This is a genomic window from Pseudoalteromonas sp. NZS100_1 (assembly GCF_015864285.1).
Taxonomy (GTDB): domain Bacteria; phylum Pseudomonadota; class Gammaproteobacteria; order Enterobacterales; family Alteromonadaceae; genus Pseudoalteromonas; species Pseudoalteromonas arctica.
This window is the reverse complement of sequence record NZ_JADYXN010000006.1, coordinates 12,639-28,485: the sequence shown is the minus strand read 5'-3', so window position 1 is coordinate 28,485 and position 15,847 is coordinate 12,639. Positions and strand designations below refer to the sequence as shown.

The following is a 15,847-nucleotide window of genomic DNA, read 5'->3' as shown; positions in this document are numbered from 1 at the left end:
GCGCCTTGCTTGCTGGCGCACTAAAAGCGCAGCTTTTACGTATTTATTAAATTGCGCGAGGAAGCTTCACGCTTACGTGGATTTTTACCTTCGGTGTATGTGAACATGTAGGCGCCTTGCTTGCTGGCGCACTAAAAGCGCAGCTTTTACGTATTTATCAAACAGCGTGATCAAGCTTCACGCCTACGTGGATTTTTATCCTTGGTGTATGGTGACCATGTAGGCGCCTTGCTTGCTGGCGCACTAAAAGCGCAGCTTTTACGTATGTATTAAATTGCGTGAGCAAGCTTCACGCCTACGTAGGTTTTTACCCTCGGTGTATGTGATCATGTAGGCGCCTTGCTTGCTGGCGCACTAAAATCACCGCTTTTACGCATTTATTAATTTGCGTGAGCAAGCTTCACGCCTTCGTGAATTTTTATCCTCGGTGTATGTGACCATGTAGGCGCCTTGCTTGCTGGCGCTTTAAAGCCACCGTTTTTACAAGTAAACACAATCCCAATATGGGTATTTCCTTATGTTGTCCACTAAGCCCGCACGTAAAGGGTTTGCCACTATATACCTCGCTTGACCTATTAAATCTTCATCATTTCTTATTTTGTGGTCATAGTAATTTGATTGCCATATCTTTCCGTGTGTACCGCTATGTTTATTAAGTCTATAAGTTGTAATGTTTTTAAAATTCCTAACTAGGTTTGAAAGGTCAAGGCTACTATTTAACTGTAAAATCCAATGTATATGATCAGGCATGATTACGTAGCAGATAGTATTAAGTGAATTGTTTCTTGAAAATTTAATGAGTTCACTCGCAATTAACCGAGCACATAAAAAGTTAGCAAATAATGGCTTACGAAAATCACAACAAATTGTAATAGAGTAATAAGCGTTTACCGAAGTGCAGCGTCCTTTTAAACGTTTATGTGTGTTAGCCATATAATTAATGTCCATTTGAATAAATTAATTTGCGTGAGCAAGCTTCACGCCTACGCGGATTTTTACCCTCGGTGTATGTGATCATGTAGGCGCCTTGCTTGCTGGCGCACTAAAAGCGCAGCTTTTATGTATTTATTAATTTGCGTGAGCAAGCTTCACGCCTACGCGGATTTTTACCCTTGGTGTATGTGGTCATGTAGGCGCCTTGCTTGCTGGCGCACTAAAATCACCGCTTTTATGTATTTATTAATTTGCGTGAGCAAGCTTCACGCCTACGTGGGTTTTTACCCTCGGTGTATGTGACCATGTAGGAGCCTTGCTTGCTGGCGCACTAAACGCGCAGCTTTTACGTATGTATTAAATTGCGTGAGCAAGCTTCACGCCTTCGTGGATTTTTATCCTCGGTGTATGTGACGATGTAGGCGCCTTGCTTGCTGGCGCATTAAAAGCGCAGCTTTTACGCATTTATTAATTTGCGTGAGCAAGCTTCACGCCTACGAGGATTTTTACCCTCGGTGTATGTGACCTTGTAGGAGCCTTGCTTGCTGGCGCACTAAAAGCGCAGCTTTTACGTATTTATCAAATTGCGTGAGCAAGCTTCACGCCTACGAGGATTTTACCCTCGGTGTATGTAACCGTAGGCGCCTTGCTTGCTGGCGCACTAAAAGCGCAGCTTTTACGTATTCATCAAATTGCGATAACAAGCTTCACGCCTACGTGTATTTTTATCCTTTGTGTATGTGCCCATGTAGGCGTCTTGCTTGCTGGCGCACTAAAAGCGCAGCTTTTACGTATTTATTAAATTGCGATAATAAGCTTCACGCCTACGATCTACCTATCTCAACTTCAACATCATTACCTAAAACCTCTTTGTACTTTGCGGCTAACGCGTTTTTTGCATCATCATCGCCATGCACAATTTTTATATAGCTTGGCTTTTTATGCATACCCGTTACAAACTTAATTAATCCGTTTTGATCGGCATGGGCGCTGTACCCGCTAATTGTATGTACTTTTGCGTTTATAGTAATGCGAGCATCATTTATAAAAACATACCCATTACGTGGGCCATATTTTTGAATATCGCGCCCTAGTGTGCCTCGCCCTTGGTAGCCTACAAATAATACATCAGTGGTTTTATCATTTAAAAATCGCTCTAAATAATTAACTATTCGGCCACCTGTGCACATACCGCTTGCTGCTAATATTATGGCTGGTTTTTGCCGCGAACTTAAATAGTTAATAATAGCCATGTGCTCTTTGTGTGAATCAACCGTAGTTAGGTTTTTAAAATCGAGCGGGTGCCTACTGTTTGCAACTTTGCGTTTAGCTTCGCTGTCCCATAGGTGCTTAAACTTTTTGTATTGCTCAGTAAAATTGGCTGCCATGGGGGAGTCGAGTATTACGTGAATGTCTCGCCACTTAGACTTTTTAGATGAGCTATGTATGAGTTGCTCAAGCTCATATAGCAGCTCTTGTGTGCGGCCAATACTAAAAGCAGGTACTAAAACAACGCCATTGTCGGTTACGGCGCGTTCAATAATGTTTTTTAGTGTTTTTGTACGCTCTTTACGGCCTTGGTGATTTTTATCACCGTAGGTTGATTCAATAACTAGAGTATCGGCTTTATAGGGCGGCTTAGGCGAAGGGAGTAGTGGGGTATAGGGCGCGCCTAAGTCTCCCGAAAATACAACACGATGTTTGTTATCGTTATTTGTAATATCTATTTCTACGTAAGCAGAACCTAATATATGCCCAGCACGCTGAAATCTCGCCTTAGCCTTATCGGGCTCTTTGCAAGGTAGTTCAAACCACGTTTTATAATCAACAGCAACTATGCGCTTATTTAATAAGCTTAAGCAGGCAGCTATAATTTTAGAGTCGCGGGTTACACCCACTTTTAAAGCATCTTCTATTACTAAAGGTAATAAACTGGCCGATGCAATACTTGTAAAAATAGGGCCCTTAAAACCGGCTGCTAATAAGTAAGGAATTCGACCAACATGGTCAATATGGCAATGGGTAACAATAAGGGCAGTAACATGGGTAATATTAAACTCAATTGAAAGGTCGGCTTTAGAGTCTTCGCCTTGAAATAATCCGCAATCAATAAGCACACTTGTTTGCTCGTTAACTACTAGCTCGTGACACGAACCAGTAACGCCGTTTACCGCTCCGTGGTGAAGTATTTGCATTGTGCTTCCTTGTCATCAATTTGTTACATTGAATTTTAAGGTAGAAGTAAAGCCATAATTATTCAAGGTTCTAACGCTTGAGCTAAATTAATAACCTCACCTTCAACATATCACCTGTAGGTGCGAATTTACTTCGTGCTCTTACTTGTATATTTATTTAAAAAATATTAATTAAATTTCTTAATAAATTTTCGCAGCTAAACTCTTGTTTAGCCCAATCTAAACATGGCTTTATAGGTACTAAACTAGCGTTAAAGCCTTTACTCCCTTTAAACTCAATAACAATATTTATTAAAGTGAGTGGCTATTAACCACTAAGGCTTATTTACATAGGGGCTTTATGTTGGCTATAATGTCGCCGCTGTTTAGTTTGGAATTGTATTTTTTGCAATTTAGTTATGTATTAAGGGCTACTATGGAATGTTGGTATTTAGTCGTATGCAAACCTAAGCAAGAAGAACGAGCCAAAACTAACTTGCAAAATCAAGGGATTGAAGCGTTTTACCCCAAATTAACTACCGAGAGGTTGGTTAATGGTCGTCGGACCGTCAAACATACTGCTTTATTCCCTAATTATTTATTTGTATGCATTGAATCAAAAAATGGTAATTTTTCTGCAGTAAAAAACACCCGTGGAATAGGCGGTTTTGTTTCTTATGGAGCAAATTATCAGTTGGTTTCTAAGCACATAATTGACCAGCTAAAAAATGAACGTTCACACACCACTGAATCACAAATACCAAAAACAGGTGATGTAGTAAGTGTGAATAACAATTCATTCAGTAATATACAAGCAATATACAAAGAGCCTGATGGCGACTTGCGCAGCATTCTACTAATTAACTTACTTAATCAAAAAATTGAAGTAAGTGTAGATAATAAAGATATTAAACAACAATAACTAAAAACGTAGCAGCGGCTTTATGCCGCGTAAATAGCTTTATATCAGTAACTAGGAACTGTAACCTAAGGGCGGAAGCGTGCCTAGAGCACTTAAAGCTACATGGCTAAGTTCACTTGTAGACGCACAGGCAAGCTCACTGACTTCGATGTGATAAATGATAGCTAATCATTTATCAATGAGAGATACAAGACGCACAGCTTGCTGGCGTGACAAGCAAAGCTCGTAATAAGGGTTATTCACAAAGAGGTTAAGAGGGCGCTGCGCTTTAGAGAAGTAAGCAGCTATAAAGTACTTGTTTAAATGGCTTCTCATTTACTCCTCATTCGCTTCTCTTTGTGCAATAAGATCTTAAGTGATTTATTCACAAAGAGGTTAAGAGGGCGCTGCGCTTTAGAGAAGTAAGCAGCCTAAAGTACTTGTTTAAATGGCTTCTCATTTACTCCTCATTCGCTTCTCTTTGTGCAATAAGATCTTAAGTGATTTATTCACAAAGAGGTTAAGAGGGCGCTGCGCTTTAGAGAAGTAAGCAGCCTAAAGTACTTGTTTAAATGGCTTCTCATTTACTCCTCATTCGCTTCTCTTTGTGCAATAAGATCTTAAGTGATTTATTCACAAAGAGGTTAAGAGGGCGCTTCGCTTTAGAGAAGTAAAAATAAATAATTACTATGTTTTATGTTTTATGTTTTATGTTTTCTCATTTACTCCTCTTTTGCTTCTCTTTGTGCAATAAAGCTTTAAGTGGTTAATCTGAAGATGTCGAGCACACTGAGCTTTAGAGAAGTAAACAGCCTAAAGTACTTGTTTAAATGGCTTCTCATTCGCTCCTCTTTGTGCGATGAAGCTTTAAGTGGTTAATCTGAAGATGTCGAGCACACTGAGCTTTAGAGAAGTAAACAGCCATAAAGTACTTGTTTAAATGGCTTCTCATTCACTTCTCTTTGTACAATTGGTGATTAATGCGTTAAGTGTTTTACTGAAAACGGCTATCAATTAAATTTATTCATAAAGACCTTATGAAAATACTGATATAATTTCAGTGCTAATTAAAAACTTAGTAACAAAGCTTTTACAAAGCAAAGGCTATTGCTTCACAATAGTGCACATGCTTTAATTAGTCGGCTAAAATACAAGTGCTCACCAAGGTTGGTGAGTAAGTGCAATATTAAAATAATTTTGGGATTCTACAATGGCGTTAAGCTGTAAATCACTCGCATCAATACTCGCAATACTAAGCATGACAGGCTGTACAATAGTACCAGGCAGCCACTTTGAAGGTATAGACTCAGGCGAGCAAACACAAAACCTCGAACAAGATCTCGAAAAAGTAAACATTCAAATAATCGACTCGCTACTAATAAATAAACAAAATCAAGCGCGTATAGCAGCTAAACCAATTTCAAGCACCGATGGTTTAAACGTAAGTAATTACGAATACAAACTAGGTGTTGGCGACGTACTAACAATAGGCGTATGGGATCACCCAGAGCTAACAATACCTGCAGCAGTACAACGTACCGCAGAATTTGACGGCTTTAGAGTACAACGAGACGGCACCATTACTTACGCCTACGCACCAAATATACCCGCAGCAGGTAAAACAATAAGCCAAGTACGCAACGAGCTTGTTAAACGCCTAAGCCGAGTAATAGAAGACCCACAAGTAGACGTAAAAGTAGTTGGCTTTAGAAGCCAAAAAACCTACGTTACCGGTGAAGTTAACAAGCCAGGTGTATACCCAGTAACCGAAATTCCACTTACCTTAATTGATGCCCTAAACCAAGCGGGCGGCTTAACTGATGCAGCCGATTGGCGCACAGTAACATTTACTCGTGGCAACAAAACAGAAGTTATAAAACTTGATGACTTTTATGCCCATGGCGACATTTCGCAAAACCGCTTGTTACAACATGGCGACATAGTGCACGTAAATCGTAACGATGCACAAAAAATATTTGTATTAGGTGATGTTAAAAAAGCAGGCTCAGTAACGCTTAACCGTTATGGTTTAAACTTAGCCGAAGCGCTAAGCGACTCGGGCGGCTTAAACGAAGCAACAGCCGACGCTAATGGCGTATTTGTACTGCGTAAAAGTGACCTAGAGCAAACCGGTGTTATTGCAAACGTATACCAATTACACGCTAAAAATATAGCGGCAATGGTACTAGCTGAGCAGTTTGAACTACAACCGCGCGATATTGTATATGTAACATCGGCACCACTTGCCCGTTGGAACCGTGTAATTAGCTTATTATTACCGTCGGTTTCTACAGTTGATAACTTAAATGACATTAATAATTAAAGGTTACTAGCAGCATGTTTGATTCAGTTTTAGTAGTGTGTGCAGGTAATATTTGCCGTAGCCCAACAGGTGAGTATGTTTTAAAGCAAAAGCTTGAAGGCAAAAATATTAAAGTATCGTCTGCTGGGTTAACAGCACTTGAAGGCAAACCAGCAGATGCGAAAGCAAAACAAATAGCACTCGCACATGGCGTTAATATGGATGCTCACCAAGGCCAGCAGCTTACATCAAGCTTAGTAGCGCAAAACAGCGTAATACTCGTAATGGAAGAACGCCATTTAAACGACGTACATGCTCGCTACCCCGAGGCGCGCGGTAAAACCTTTTTACTCGGTAAATGGATTAATAACGCCGAAATACCAGACCCGTACCGCCAAAGCCAAGAGGCTTTTGAACACGTTTATACATTAATCGACAGCGCATGTAGCGCTTGGCAAAAGTATTTATAAGGAATGGCTAATTTAATGAATACCCAGCCGAATAACAGCTCAAATAGCGCTAATAATAAAAGCACTAATAACACACAACCAACGCAAGAAATTGATTTAATGGCGCTATTAGGCGCATTGCTTGATCGCAAATATTTTATAGTAGCCGTAACTGCGCTGTTTATGTTTGTAGGTGTTATTTATGCAGTATTAAGTCCCCCTGTTTACCAAGCAACAGCCATGATACAAGTTGAAGACGGTGGCGCATCAGTCCCTGGTTTTGACGATATGGCAGGGATGTTCGAAAGTACATCGGCTGCAGTAACCGAAATAGAGCTATTAAAGTCTCGTAGTATAATAGGTGAGGCAGTTGATTCGCTGAGTCTTGATATAGTAGCTGAACCTAAATTGTACCCCTACATTGGTAAACGTGCTTATCGTAAGTTTACCCCGATGGAAAATGGTGATTTAGCTGAGCCAAGCTTTGGTGCTAATAGCTACGCATGGGGCGGTGAGAGCATAAATGTATTTAGGTTTGACGTACCACACTTGGCAATTAATCAAAGTTTTACTCTGGTAGCGAAAGCTAATAATAGCCTGATACTTTTTAATGGTGACGGCGAGCAAATATTATCGGGTAAAGTGGGCGAGGAGCTCACTAACGGTAAGTTTAATTTGACAGTTCGCACTTTAAAGGCACGCCCTGGTACTGAGTTTACTATTAGCCGTAGAGATCGCCTTAATACTATTTTAGATCTTCAAACTGCAATTGGCGCAAGCGAAAAAGGTAAAGACACAGGTATAATAAATTTAAAGCTAGAAAGTACTAACCCAAGTTATGCAGAGCAAGTATTAAATAAAGTTGCAGCAATTTATGTACGCCGCAATGTTGAGCGTAATAGTGCTGAGGCGCAAAAGTCGCTTGAGTTTTTAAAAGTACAATTACCTGAGATTAAAAAACAACTTGAATACGCAGAGCAACGTTTTAACGATTATCAAATAAAACGCCAATCAATAAACATAACACTTGAGACCCAAGGCGTGCTTGAACAAGTTGTGAAGCTTGAAACCAAGTTACAAGAGCTAAACCTAAAACGCTTAGATATTGGCCGTAAGTTTAAAAAAGACCATCCAACATATCAAGGTATGCTTGAGCAAATAGAAGCGGTTGAAAGCCAAAAACAAGAGCTTGTTGGTGAGGTAGGTAACCTACCAGAAACTCAACAAGAGCTATTACGCTTAAAACGCGATGTTGAGGTAAGTAACCAAATTTACACGTTACTGCTTAGTAAAACACAAGAGCTTGATATAGTACGTGCTGGTACCGTAGGTAATGTACGTATTATTGACTACGCCGAGGTAAATACCAGCAAGCCAGTAAAGCCTAAAAAAGCATTAATAGTGGTAATGGCCACCATGCTAGGCGGCATGTTAGCGCTGACTGTTGTGATTATCCAAAAAGCAATGCATAAAGGCGTTGAAGACCCTGCAGAAATTGAAGCGCTAGGCTTACCTGTATACGCAAGTGTACCGCACTCAGATTATCAAGATAAGCTAAGTGGCTTTGCCGAGCGAGCTCGCAAAAATAAAACGAATAAGCCTAAAAGTATACTCGCGCTCGATAACCCAGCTGACCTAGCAATAGAGGCTCTACGTAGCTTACGTACTAGTTTACACTTTGCGATGATGGAGGCTAAAAATAACATTATTGCTATATCGGGCCCAAGCCCAAGCGTAGGTAAATCGTTTATATCGGTTAACTTAGCATCGGTACTTGCGCAAAGCGGTAAAAAAGTACTTATTATTGATGCCGATATGCGTAAAGGCTACTTACAAACACAGTTTGGTTTAAAGTGGGATGATGGCTTAAGTGATTACCTATCTGGCCGCTTAAACCTAGAACAAGTTATTAAACCAACCAAAGTTGAAGGCTTAAGTGTTATTACGCGCGGACAAATACCGCCAAACCCTTCAGAGTTATTAATGCATAGTAACTTTAGCAAATTAGTTGAAGAAGTAAGCGCTGCTTACGACATAATAATTATAGATACACCTCCAATACTTGCAGTAACTGACCCTGCAATTGTAAGTGCGCATACAGGCACTACATTACTTGTAACGCGCTTTGGGCAAAACCATGTGCGTGAAATAGAACTTACTCGTAATCGTTTTGAACAAAACGGGATAGACGTAAAAGGTGTTGTATTTAATGGCGTTATTAAAAAAGCCAGTAATGCGTATGGCTATTATGGATATTATAATTATGAATATAAATCAGATAAGTAATTCAGATGAAAGATAAAGTAATGAACTTTGAGGCTGGTTCTGAAAAGCGTATAGCTCAGTCACCTGCTAGTAATTTAGATGAATTAGAACCTATTTTTATTACGGATAGCTTTAAATCTAAATCAGAAGCTCTTAAAAAAAATACTATTTATGTGTTCTGCCCTATAGAATGTGCAGATGTAATAGGCACAATAACAGATGACTATTCTTTTAATATAGTCATAAATGATTATGAAATTACTGACTTTACAAAAAAGGTTATATGCCATTATCAAAGTGCTCACTTAACTAAAGTACAACGTAAGTTTTTAGTTAATGCTACAGAGTGCGGAGCATGGGTAGAGCCTTTGGTTAGTTACCTAGATAATAGATTAAAGTACACAGAAGTACGTTTACTACATAGTAGTTATTTTTTACACCAAAAGGCATTTTCAATATTATCGAATAAGCGTACACAAGTAACAAAACGTTTTATTGATATATTTAGTGCTATTTTACTTTTAATTATTACCCTTCCTTTTTCATCTTTTGCTGCTTTACTGATTAAATTCGAGAGCCCTGGTCCTATTTTGTTTAAACAAAAGCGTACCGGGCAATATAATAAAGAGTTTAAAGTTTATAAATTTAGATCAATGCGTAATGATGCAGAAAAAGATGGTGCGCAATGGGCTTCAAAAAATGACGCGCGTGTCACTAAGGTTGGTAAATTTATACGAAAAACTCGTATAGACGAAATTCCTCAACTTATTAATGTGTTACAGGGGACCATGTCGATAGTCGGCCCAAGACCTGAGCGTGAAGTATTTATTAAAGATTTAGAAAAAGAGATACCTTATTATCGTTTTAGGCACGCAGTTAAGCCTGGAGTAACCGGTTTAGCGCAAGTAAGATATCCTTATGGCGCATCAGTTGAAGACGCTGTTTGGAAACATAAATACGATATACATTACATAAAGCATCACTCATCAATGTTAGATGTCAAAATATTATTACTAACTGTAAAGACAGTCTTGTTTGGTATGGGTCGCTAATTTAGTTGATAGAAATATAGCAGGATATATGAAAATTTTAGTAACAGGCGGTGCTGGTTTTATTGGAACAGCTGTTGTGCGTCATATTATAAATACTACAAAAGACGAAGTTGTAAATATTGATAAACTTACCTATGCGGGTAATCTAGAGTCACTAAAATTAGTAGCGCAAAATGAACGTTATACATTTGAACAAGTCGATATTTGTGACCGCTTAGAGCTTGATCGTGTCTTCTCAATACACAAGCCTGATGCCGTAATGCACTTAGCAGCTGAGAGTCATGTTGATCGCTCAATTACTGGCCCCGCTGAATTTATTCAAACTAATATTGTAGGTACTTATAACTTATTAGAGGCTGCTCGCGAGTACTGGAATACACTCGAAGATAGCGCAAAGCTCGCTTTTAGGTTTCATCATATATCTACTGATGAAGTGTATGGTGATTTACCACATCCGGATGAGCAAGAAGGAAAGTTACCTCTGTTTACTGAGCAAACGTCATATGCACCAAGTAGCCCATATTCTGCAAGTAAAGCCAGTTCAGATCACTTGGTTAGAGCTTGGTTAAGAACTTATGGTTTTCCTACTATTATCACCAACTGCTCAAATAATTATGGGCCTTACCACTTTCCTGAAAAGCTTATCCCATTAGTTATTTTAAATGCCCTTGAAGGTAAAAAACTACCGATTTATGGAAAAGGTGATCAGATTAGAGATTGGTTATATGTAGAAGACCATGCTCGAGCTTTATATAAGGTAGTAACTGAAGGTAAAATTGGTGAAACCTATAATATTGGTGGCCATAACGAAAAACAAAACATTGAAGTTGTTAAAAGTATTTGCAGTATCCTAGATATATTAGTGCCTAAGGATTCCCCGTACTCAGAACAGATAACGTACGTTGCAGATCGCCCTGGTCACGATAGACGTTATGCTATTGATTCATCAAAAATGAGTGCAGAGCTAAACTGGACACCGGTTGAAACCTTTGAAACAGGTCTACGTAAAACCGTTCAATGGTATTTAGATAATCAAACGTGGTGTCAAAACGTACAAGATGGTTCATATCAGCGTGAGCGTCTGGGCGAAATAAATATGTCAGCTAAAGGAAAGTAACATGAAAGGAATTATCCTTGCCGGAGGCTCCGGTACACGCCTTTATCCCATTACTATGGGTGTATCTAAGCAGTTGCTCCCTATTTACGATAAGCCTATGATTTTTTATCCGCTCTCAGTTTTGATGCTAGCTGGTATTCGTGAAGTTCTTATTATTACTACAGCGGAAGATTCTGGTTCATTTAAACGATTATTAGGTGATGGGTCACAGTTTGGTATTGAGATTAGCTACACAATTCAGCCAAGCCCAGATGGACTGGCTCAAGCATTTATTTTAGGTGAAGAGTTTATTGGCTCTGACGACGTTTGTTTAGTACTTGGTGATAATGTTTTTTATGGCCAAGGATTTACGCCAAAACTAAAGCATGCAGTAGAAAATGCTAAAAATGGCCAAGGTGCTACTGTATTTGGTTATCAAGTAAAAGATCCTGAGAGATTTGGTGTTGTTGAATTTGATGAAAATCAAAAAGCAATTTCTATTGAAGAAAAACCAAACAAGCCTAAATCAAATTTTGCTGTGACAGGCTTATACTTTTATGACAACTCTGTTGTAAAAATGGCTAAACAGGTTGAACCTTCGCACCGTGGCGAGCTTGAAATAACATGCCTTAATGAGATGTATTTAAAAGAGCGTAAGTTAAATGTAGAAATGCTTGGTCGTGGTTTTGCGTGGTTAGATACTGGTACCCATGAAAGTTTACTTGAGGCGGCACAATTTGTTGAAACTATTGAAAAGCGACAAGGCTATAAGATTGCATGCTTAGAGGAAATAGCATTTAACAATGGTTGGTTAACAAAACAGCAGGTTATAAATTTAGCCCAGCCATTTATAAAAAATAGTTATGGTCAGTACTTAATAGCAATAGTTAAGGGTTAGGCATGAGCTTAGTAAGATTAATAAATCTACCTTCTTTAGGTGACGAGCGTGGCGGGTTAGTTGTGTTAGAAGGTAACGATACCGTCCCTTTTGACATTAAGCGGGTATATTACATTTTTAATACCCAAAAAGATGTGTCTCGAGGGTTTCATGCGCACAAGCAATTAAAGCAAGTTGCAGTATGTATAAAGGGTAAGTGTCGTATGCTTCTCGATAACGGCTTAACTCAAGAAAGTGTATTGTTAGACTCTGCGACAAAAGGTGTATTAATTGACGCTATGGTATGGCATGAAATGCATGACTTCAGCGATGATTGTGTTTTATTGGTCTTAGCAAGTGACCACTACGACGAGTCGGATTACATTCGTAAATATGATGAATTTTTAATAAAGGTTTAGCGCATATGTTTATTCATCCCTTGAGTGATGTACAAAGTAATGAGATTGGCCAAGGTACAAGGGTTTGGCAGTTTTCTGTTATTTTAGAAAAAGCAAAAATTGGAAGTAATTGTAATATTTGCGCTCATACCTTGATTGAAAATGACGTAGTTATTGGATCAAATGTAACTGTTAAATCTGGGGTTTATATCTGGGACGGCATTATAATCGAAGATAGCGTTTTTATAGGACCATGTGTAGCATTCACAAATGATAAAAATCCTCGCTCACAAAAATATCCAGATAGCTTTGCAAAAACATTAATAAAGAAAGGAGTTTCGATAGGTGCTAATGCGACGATCTTACCAGGAATCACATTAGGTGAAAATTGTATGATCGGTGCGGGTGCTGTTGTAACCAAAAATGTTCCTGATAATGCGGTTGTTGTCGGAAATCCTGCAAAAATTATAAAGTATATAGAGAATTAGAATGATCCCGTTTCTTGATTTAAAAAAAATTAATGCGCAATACCAACAAGAATTGAAAAATGCTTGCTCACGAGTGATAGACTCTGGTTGGTATATTATGGGTAATGAATTGGAAGCTTTTGAGGCAGAGTTTGCTAGCTATTGTGGTACAAAATATGCCATAGGTGTTGCCAATGGATTAGATGCGCTCACATTAACTTTGAGAGCATGGAAAGAGCTTGGGAAGCTAAAGGAAGGCGATGAGGTTATCGTACCTGCCAATACCTATATCGCTAGTATTTTGGCTATTACAGAAAATCGCTTAACACCTGTATTGGTTGAGCCTGACGTAGCTACTTATAATTTATGTCCGGTAAAAACTAAAGCAGCGATAACATCTAAAACCAAAGCAATTTTACCTGTGCATTTATATGGCTTGATATCACCAATGCCTGAACTAATGGCCATTTCAGAAGACTATAATTTACTTGTTTTGGAGGATTGTGCTCAGTCGCATGGTGCTAAAATTAATAATAAAAAATGTGGTTCTTGGGGACATGCAGCCGGATTTAGTTTTTATCCGGGTAAAAATTTAGGAGCCTTAGGAGATGCGGGAGCAATTACCACTAATGACGATGAATTAGCCAGTACCCTTAAAGCTTTGCGAAACTATGGCTCCCACAAAAAGTATGAAAACCTGTATCAAGGTGTGAATAGTCGATTAGATGAAATACAAGCAGCAATGTTACGGGTAAAATTAAATTATTTAGATATAGAAACTAAAAACCGCCAAAAAGTTGCTGCTTATTATTTGAGTAATATTAAAAATCCTTTAATAACCCTCCCAGAGGTTAATGCAATAGAGTCACATGTGTGGCATTTATTTGTAGTTAAAACATCGCATCGTTTACTATTTTCAGAATATTTATTGAAAAATGGTGTTCAAACTTTAATACATTACCCGTTACCACCTCATAAACAAAAAGCATATTCTGGCTATAATGAACTTTGTTTACCAGAAACAGAGTTAATCCATGAACAAGTTATTTCACTCCCTATTGGGCCTGTATTTTGTGAACGTGATATGGCTAAAGTTGTTAGTGTGATTAATGGTTTTATGCTTTGAAAAAGTTAATTGTTAAATTATTACTTCTTTTTTTTAAAAAATTAAGAATTGCTTTTTATAATTTTATTTCTGAACATAAAATTAAAGCAATAGTGATCCAACCGGTTTTAACAAAAGGAATTGGAAGTATTCACATATCCAAAAGTGTTCATTTTGGTGTTGAAAGGTCTCCCTGTTTTTTTACTCATTATATTTATCTTGATGTAAGAAAAGCATCAAGTGAAATAGTAATAGGTGATAATACATATATAAATAATGGAGCTTGTATTATTTCAGACGGTTGCAAAATAAAAATTGGAGAAAATTGTTTATTTGGTTCAAGTTTACAAATTCTAGATTCGGATTTTCACGATTTAAGTCCTGCCAATAGATTTGGAGGCGGTAATATTATAAGAGGTGATATAAATATCGAAGATAATGTATTTGTTGGTAACAATGTAACAATACTAAAAGGTATTACTATTGGTAAAAACTCTGTTATTGCTAATGGTTCAATAGTATCAAGCTCTATCCCTGCAAATGTTATAGCTGCAGGCATACCAGCTAAAGTTATAAAAAGTTTATGAATTTACTAAAAACTTCAATGCTTTCGGGCATATCTACAATTTTTAGAATTATCAGCGGTATTATTATAACAAAAATGGTGGCTATTTTTGCTGGCCCTGCTGGTTTGGCTGTAATAGGGCAACTGCAGAATATTATTAATATTACTATGTTGGTCACAGGCGACTTTTTAAAAACCGCTACAACCAAATATACAGCTGAATACCAAGATAATTATCAAGAAAAGTATAGATTATGGTCAAGCGCCTTAAAGGTTATTTTATGCCTGAATATTATTGTTTTTTCTATTTTCTTCTTTTTCTCAAATCAAATAGCTAGCTATTTTTTACATACTGAAGAATATTCCTATGTACTTAGAGTTTTCTCAGTCAGCTTACCTTTTTTCATTTTAAACTCTTTTTTGTTGGCTGTTTTAAATGGACAAAAAGAAATTAAATCTTACATACTTTTAAATATCACTTTGAGTATTGTATCTTTGATATTAGTTTGTTTGCTTAGTTATAATTTTGGCCTACAAGGAGCCTTAATTGCTTATGTAACAAACCAATCTATTGTTTTTTTTATTACTATTGCTGCAATTAAAAAAAAATCATGGTTTAAAGTTGATTATTTTTTTCATAAGTCCGAGCTTGTGCAATATAAAAAGTTATTCGGTTTTGCATTAATAACTTTTGCATCAATAATGGCATCTAATGGTTCTACTATTTACATTAGAAATTATTTAATTGAGAACCTCTCAGCTACTTTAGCAGGCAACTGGCAAGCAATGTGGGTACTATCTCAAATCTCAGTTTCTTTAATTACGACATCTCTAGCAACTTACTTACTTCCTACACTTTCTCAACTTCAAGATAAAAAATTAATCCATCAAGAGCTAATAGCTGCTTTAAAAATAATAGTACCAATTACAATTACAATTTCACTCATAATGTACCTACTTAGAGATCTTATTATTATGCTTTTGTATTCATCAGAATTTAGTGCTATGAGAGATTTGTTTTTTTGGCAATTGGTTGGAAATTCAATAAAAGTTTGTGGTTGGTTATTTGGTTATGTGTTGGTAGCAAAAGGTATGGTCAAATATACGGTTATGACCGAAGTGATATTTGCATTTAGTTGGTGTTTTTTATCATCATTTTTAATAAATAAATTTGGATTGGTTGGAGCTATTTATGCTTATAGTATCAATGTAACATTTCACTTTATTACTATGTTTTTATTGTATAAATTTAAGGTTAAATAA

15 protein-coding genes are annotated in these 15,847 nt (G+C 37.5%); 13 read left to right on the top strand and 2 right to left on the bottom strand.

Translation table 11 applies throughout. From position 1 onward, the window contains the following. Positions 1-480 precede the first annotated feature (480 nt). Positions 481-933 carry a transposase gene (locus I6F66_RS05805; protein WP_024593732.1) on the bottom strand — a complete coding sequence of 151 codons (453 nt, stop codon included), beginning with the start codon at positions 931-933 and terminating at the stop codon, positions 481-483. Between the two features lie 625 nt (positions 934-1,558). On the opposite strand from I6F66_RS05805, the gene I6F66_RS05800 reads away from it, so the two are divergent. After that, the gene (locus tag I6F66_RS05800; protein ID WP_197208908.1) at positions 1,559-1,735 is read left to right on the top strand and encodes a hypothetical protein; all 177 of its coding nucleotides are present in this window, start codon (positions 1,559-1,561) and stop codon (positions 1,733-1,735) included. 22 nt (positions 1,736-1,757) lie between these two features. Here I6F66_RS05800 and I6F66_RS05795 read toward each other — a convergent pair whose 3' ends face one another. Next, positions 1,758-3,128, bottom strand: coding sequence for an MBL fold metallo-hydrolase RNA specificity domain-containing protein (locus I6F66_RS05795; RefSeq protein WP_197208907.1), 1,371 nt, complete (start codon positions 3,126-3,128; stop codon positions 1,758-1,760). Positions 3,129-3,543: 415 nt separating this feature from the next. Between I6F66_RS05795 and rfaH the strand changes: the two genes are divergently transcribed. The 12 genes from rfaH to I6F66_RS05735 all read left to right on the top strand — a co-directional run bounded on the left by rfaH (position 3,544) and on the right by I6F66_RS05735 (position 15,847). Next, positions 3,544-4,029 (top strand): transcription/translation regulatory transformer protein RfaH, encoded by a 486-nt coding sequence (rfaH, locus tag I6F66_RS05790; RefSeq protein WP_197208948.1) that lies wholly within the window; start codon positions 3,544-3,546, stop codon positions 4,027-4,029. Positions 4,030-5,218: 1,189 nt separating this feature from the next. Beyond that, the gene (locus I6F66_RS05785; RefSeq protein ID WP_197208906.1) at positions 5,219-6,331 is read left to right on the top strand and encodes a polysaccharide export protein; all 1,113 of its coding nucleotides are present in this window, start codon (positions 5,219-5,221) and stop codon (positions 6,329-6,331) included. A gap of 14 nt (positions 6,332-6,345) precedes the next feature. Then, the gene (locus I6F66_RS05780) at positions 6,346-6,780 is read left to right on the top strand and encodes a low molecular weight protein-tyrosine-phosphatase (protein ID WP_007582278.1); all 435 of its coding nucleotides are present in this window, start codon (positions 6,346-6,348) and stop codon (positions 6,778-6,780) included. A gap of 15 nt (positions 6,781-6,795) precedes the next feature. After that, the gene (locus I6F66_RS05775) at positions 6,796-9,045 is read left to right on the top strand and encodes a polysaccharide biosynthesis tyrosine autokinase (RefSeq protein ID WP_197208905.1); all 2,250 of its coding nucleotides are present in this window, start codon (positions 6,796-6,798) and stop codon (positions 9,043-9,045) included. Positions 9,046-9,065: 20 nt separating this feature from the next. After that, a complete protein-coding gene (locus I6F66_RS05770; protein ID WP_197208947.1) occupies positions 9,066-10,076 on the top strand; it encodes an exopolysaccharide biosynthesis polyprenyl glycosylphosphotransferase in 1,011 nt (336 codons plus the stop codon). A gap of 28 nt (positions 10,077-10,104) precedes the next feature. Next, positions 10,105-11,193, top strand: a complete 1,089-nt coding sequence (rfbB, locus tag I6F66_RS05765; RefSeq protein WP_197208904.1) for a dTDP-glucose 4,6-dehydratase — start codon at positions 10,105-10,107, stop codon at positions 11,191-11,193. 1 nt (position 11,194) lies between these two features. Further along, complete coding sequence (gene rfbA, locus I6F66_RS05760) at positions 11,195-12,070, top strand: glucose-1-phosphate thymidylyltransferase RfbA (RefSeq protein WP_197208903.1); 876 nt, start codon at positions 11,195-11,197, stop codon at positions 12,068-12,070. A gap of 2 nt (positions 12,071-12,072) precedes the next feature. After that, entirely contained in the window at positions 12,073-12,468 is a 396-nt protein-coding gene (locus tag I6F66_RS05755) for an FdtA/QdtA family cupin domain-containing protein (RefSeq protein WP_197208902.1), read from the top strand. Positions 12,469-12,473: 5 nt separating this feature from the next. Continuing rightward, positions 12,474-12,935: an acyltransferase gene (locus I6F66_RS05750; RefSeq protein WP_197208901.1), complete on the top strand. Its 462-nt coding sequence runs from the start codon at positions 12,474-12,476 to the stop codon at positions 12,933-12,935. Between the two features lies 1 nt (position 12,936). Continuing rightward, positions 12,937-14,040 carry a DegT/DnrJ/EryC1/StrS aminotransferase family protein gene (locus tag I6F66_RS05745; protein WP_197208900.1) on the top strand — a complete coding sequence of 368 codons (1,104 nt, stop codon included), beginning with the start codon at positions 12,937-12,939 and terminating at the stop codon, positions 14,038-14,040. Further along, a complete protein-coding gene (locus I6F66_RS05740) occupies positions 14,037-14,606 on the top strand; it encodes a DapH/DapD/GlmU-related protein (protein ID WP_197208899.1) in 570 nt (189 codons plus the stop codon). The genes I6F66_RS05745 and I6F66_RS05740 overlap by 4 nt, the downstream gene beginning before the upstream one ends. Beyond that, positions 14,603-15,847, top strand: coding sequence for an O-antigen translocase (locus I6F66_RS05735; RefSeq protein ID WP_197208898.1), 1,245 nt, complete (start codon positions 14,603-14,605; stop codon positions 15,845-15,847). The genes I6F66_RS05740 and I6F66_RS05735 overlap by 4 nt, the downstream gene beginning before the upstream one ends.